At 69.7% G+C, this 3,674-nt stretch carries 5 protein-coding genes; 2 read left to right on the forward strand and 3 right to left on the reverse strand.

Annotation, left to right across the window (positions count from 1 at the left end):
* Positions 1 to 177: 177 nt before the first annotated feature.
* Positions 178 to 687 carry a DUF3280 domain-containing protein gene (locus tag HC022_RS21105; protein ID WP_167453730.1) on the forward strand — a complete coding sequence of 170 codons (510 nt, stop codon included), beginning with the start codon at positions 178 to 180 and terminating at the stop codon, positions 685 to 687.
* An 81-nt stretch (positions 688 to 768) separates the two neighbouring features.
* Here the strand turns inward: HC022_RS21105 and rpsO are convergent, their stop codons facing one another.
* From rpsO to HC022_RS21120, 3 genes are all read right to left on the reverse strand, one after another.
* A complete protein-coding gene (gene rpsO / locus HC022_RS21110; protein WP_008883314.1) occupies positions 769 to 1,038 on the reverse strand; it encodes a 30S ribosomal protein S15 in 270 nt (89 codons plus the stop codon).
* 155 nt (positions 1,039 to 1,193) lie between these two features.
* A complete protein-coding gene (locus HC022_RS21115) occupies positions 1,194 to 2,234 on the reverse strand; it encodes a calcium-binding protein (protein WP_254885209.1) in 1,041 nt (346 codons plus the stop codon).
* 105 nt (positions 2,235 to 2,339) lie between these two features.
* A complete protein-coding gene (locus HC022_RS21120; RefSeq protein WP_167453732.1) occupies positions 2,340 to 2,870 on the reverse strand; it encodes a DUF1643 domain-containing protein in 531 nt (176 codons plus the stop codon).
* Positions 2,871 to 2,983: 113 nt separating this feature from the next.
* Here HC022_RS21120 and HC022_RS21125 point away from each other — a divergent pair.
* Positions 2,984 to 3,674: threonine/serine dehydratase (locus HC022_RS21125; protein WP_167453733.1), on the forward strand; the 691-nt coding region annotated here is incomplete at its 3' end.

Genomic DNA, 3,674 nt, shown 5'->3' on the forward strand with positions numbered 1-3,674 from the left:
CTTGTCCTTGAAGGTCAGGAGGAGGGTCTCGGCTGGCTGCAGATCATTGCTCATGGCCTTTCTACGCGGAACCACCCGCGCGGGTTCCGGACGCCCGCGCGATACCGAGACCATCGGCTGTGCGGACCGGAACGCCCCTTGGCGCTAGACTGGCGTCACCCCACCCCGGAGGTCCCCATGCCACGTTCTACCCTTTCCGTCACGCTGACCGGCCTCGCATGGCTCGCGTCTGCGCCCCTTCACGCCGATCCGACGCCGGTCGCGGTCTTCGACATGAGCTTCATCAACTTCAGCCAGGAAGTCGACTACGGCGCGACCAACGAGGCCGAGCACGCGCGCATCGCCATGCTCAACCAGCACCTGCGCGAGCGGCTGGACGAGAGCGGCAGGTTCCGGGTCGTCGACCCCGCCCCGGTGAGCGCCGAGCTCGCAATGCACGGCGACGCCTTCACCTGCAACCATTGCGAGGCGGCGCTGGCCCGCAAGCTTGGCGCGGGCCTGTCGATCACCGGCGCGGTGCAGAAGATGTCGATGCTGGTCCAGACGGTGATCCTGCGCGAGCGCGACAGCGATACCGGCGAGATCGTCGCGCTCTACCAGACCGACATTCGCGGCAACACCGACATCGCGTGGAAGCGCGGGCTGGATTTCCTCATCGACAACCGGCTGCTGACCGACCACCCGTGAGCGCCGCGCAAACGAAAACGCCCGCTCCTGACGGAACGGGCGTTCGAATCCGGTCGGGCGGCAAAGCCGTCCGCGAATGCCTTAGCGGCGGATGCCGAGGCGCTGGATGAGGTCGAGATAACGAGCCTCTTCCTTGCCCTTCAGGTAGTCCAGCAGCTTGCGGCGCTGAGCCACGAGCTTCAGAAGGCCACGACGCGAGTGGTTGTCCTTCTTGTGGGTCTTGAAGTGCTCGGTCAGGGTGGTGATGCGGCTGGTGAGGATGGCCACCTGAACTTCGGGCGAACCGGTATCGCCTTCCTTGGTGGCGAATTCCTTCATCAGGCGGTTTTTCTCTTCGACGGTGATCGACATCGGGGTCTCCTTTGGGTTGGTGTGAATGGCGCAAGCCGGGATGTCGTCCAGCAGGGCCCGTGGAGATACCCGCCCCCTCGTGGAGCGGATGCGCGCGTATAGGGCAATTCGCGCGGTTTGGAAAGGCGATTCCGCGGGCGCCCCGACCGGCGCGGTCAGAGCCCGCCCAGCGCCGGCATGGCGCTTTCGCCCACCAGCACGATGCTGGCCAGCGGCGGCGCATCCGCGAGCGGCATGGTCGCCAGCACCTCGCCGTCGAGCACGATCTCGACCATGCCCTCGACCGTGTCGCTGTCGCGCAGCTCGAGCTCCGGCTCGGCCTCGTCGTCGCTGTCGTCGTAGATCACCAGCATCTGGTCCTCGGAGGCGTCAAAGTCCATGAGCTGCGCGGCCTCGGCCTCGTCGATCCAGTCGCCAAGCGCGAAGAGGTCGGCGCCGCTGCCGCCGGTCGCGACGTCGCCCGCCCCGATCTCGAGCGTGTCGTCGCCGTCGCAGCCGTTGAGATAGTCGAGCGCGTCGGTGTCGGTGCCGACGCCGTCGCGCAGCACACCCGAGAGCAGATCGTTGCCCCCGCCGCCGAAGAGCGTGTCCTCGCCCGCGCCGCCGATCAGCGTGTCGGCACCTTCACGCCCGTGCAGCGCGTCGTTGCCCGCGCCGCCCAGCAGAGAATCGGCGCCGAGCCCGCCTTGCAGCTCGTCCGCGTCGTCACCGCCGTCGAGCGTGCCGCCGCCATCATGGGCATAGAGGAGGTCGTCGCCTCGGAGCCCGAGAAGGGTATCGCCGCCGCTGTCGCCATGAAGGCTGTCGTTGCCGTCGCCACCGATCAGCGTGTCGGACCCTTCGCCGCCCACAAGCTCGTCGTCCCCGCCGAGCCCGTCGATCAAGTCGTCACCCGCGCCGCCGCCGATGACATCCGTGGCATCGGTGCCCGCGATCAGGTCGTCGCCAACGCTGCCCGTGAAGATGAGCCCCTGCCCCGCGGCGCCATCCTCTGCGGCACCGTCCTCGGTCCAGTCCTCGGGCGCACCGTCGTCGCCGAACTCCATGCCCGGCAGGCCGAAGGCAGAGCTGACCTCGTCGGCGACCTCTCCGGTGTCTTCGGGCCGGACATCGTCGCCCGCGTCGTCCGAGGCGCTGTCATGGGTGCCGAAGACCGCCAACGAGCCCAGCACCATCATCCCCATCAATCCGGCCATCCAGAGCATCCGCGTACCTCACGCAAGGGCGAGGCCGGATATTCCGCGATCGGATATTCCTTTTCAAAGCCATTCGCGTCACAGGGTTAATCGACGCGAAAGGTCTCAGGATGCGGCCGGACGCACCGCGTAGCGCGCCCCGGCGGGCCATGGTGTCGGCGCCACCTCGTAGGAGACGTAGAGCGGATGGCGGGGGTGGCCGTCGCGGGTCAGGCCGAGGTGATGCAGCTCGCCCTCAAGGGCAGCCGCGATCCCGGGCCCGCGCCCCAGATGCGCGCCGTGTACGCCCCACGCCCCCAGCGTCATTCCCGCCTCGCCGTGCCACGCCAGCAGCAGGGCGTCGTTCTCCTCGCCCACCGGCTCCGCCGCACGCCGCAGGTCCGCCGGGCGGGTCGCCCGCCACGCAAAGAGGTTCGCGATGCGCATCGCCCCGAAGCCGAGCAGCACCGCGCGGCGCTGGCAGCGCTCGATGGTGGGGTCGTTCCGCAGCTCGTCGGCGGTCGAGGGGTTGAGCATCACGTAGAGCAGCGGGCGCCCGGTGCCCCAGCGCCGTTCAAGCCCGTAGCGGTAGCGCTCGCAGGGGGAGTAGACGGCGCGCGACGCGATGCCGTCGGCCTCATGGCAACGTTCGATCATGGCGCCGGAGACTGCCGCCGCGGCGAGCGCTCCGCAAGCCCGTCCGCACGCCCCGTTGACACCCCCGGACCCGCGGCGCACCTTCGCCACGACACATCAAGACGGGACATTCCATGGACATCGACCGGATCGACGCCGCCGCCGCACGGCTGGCGGGCCACGCACGCCGCACGCCGCTGCTTTCCTCTCCCTTCCTCGACGAGATCGCGGGCCGCCGCGTGCTGGTCAAGGCCGAGTGCCTGCAGCACACCGGCAGCTTCAAGTTCCGCGGGGCGTGGTCGGCGATCTCGAAACTCGCTCCCGAGGATCGCGCCGCGGGCATCATCGCCTTCTCCTCGGGCAACCACGCGCAGGGCATCGCCGCCGCGGCGAAGATGCATGGCGTGCCCGCCGTGATCGTCATGCCCTCGGACGCGCCCGCCGCGAAGGTCGCCGGCACCCGCGGCCTCGGCGCCGAGGTGGTGCCCTATGACCGCGCCACCGAGGACCGCGACGAGATCGGTGCCCGTCTCGCCGCCGAGCGCGGGCTGACGCTGGTCAGGCCCTTCGACGAGCCCGAGGTGATCGCCGGACAGGGCACCTGCGGGCTCGAAATCGCCGAACAGGCCGCCGAGGCCGGTGTCACCGAGGCCGATGTCATCGTCTGCTGTGGCGGTGGCGGGCTGACCTCGGGCATCGCGCTGGCGCTCGAGGCGCGGGCGCCGGGAATGCGGGTGCGGCCCGCCGAGCCCGCGGTCTTCGACGCCGTGACCCGCTCGCTCGCCTCGGGCGAGATCGGGAGCACTGCGCAGCTGTCCGGCAATA

Source organism: Salipiger sp. HF18 (assembly GCF_011806505.1).
GTDB lineage: Bacteria > Pseudomonadota > Alphaproteobacteria > Rhodobacterales > Rhodobacteraceae > Salipiger > Salipiger thiooxidans.

What these genes read in the sequence shown, in the direction of transcription:
- HC022_RS21115 (WP_254885209.1), bottom strand. Translation starts at nt 2,234, where the DNA reads ATGGCCGGATTGATGGGGATGATGGTGCTGGGCTCGTTGGCGGTCTTC.
- HC022_RS21120 (WP_167453732.1), bottom strand. Translation starts at nt 2,870, where the DNA reads ATGATCGAACGTTGCCATGAGGCCGACGGCATCGCGTCGCGCGCCGTC.
- HC022_RS21105 (WP_167453730.1), top strand. Translation starts at nt 178, where the DNA reads ATGCCACGTTCTACCCTTTCCGTCACGCTGACCGGCCTCGCATGGCTC.
- rpsO (WP_008883314.1), bottom strand. Translation starts at nt 1,038, where the DNA reads ATGTCGATCACCGTCGAAGAGAAAAACCGCCTGATGAAGGAATTCGCC.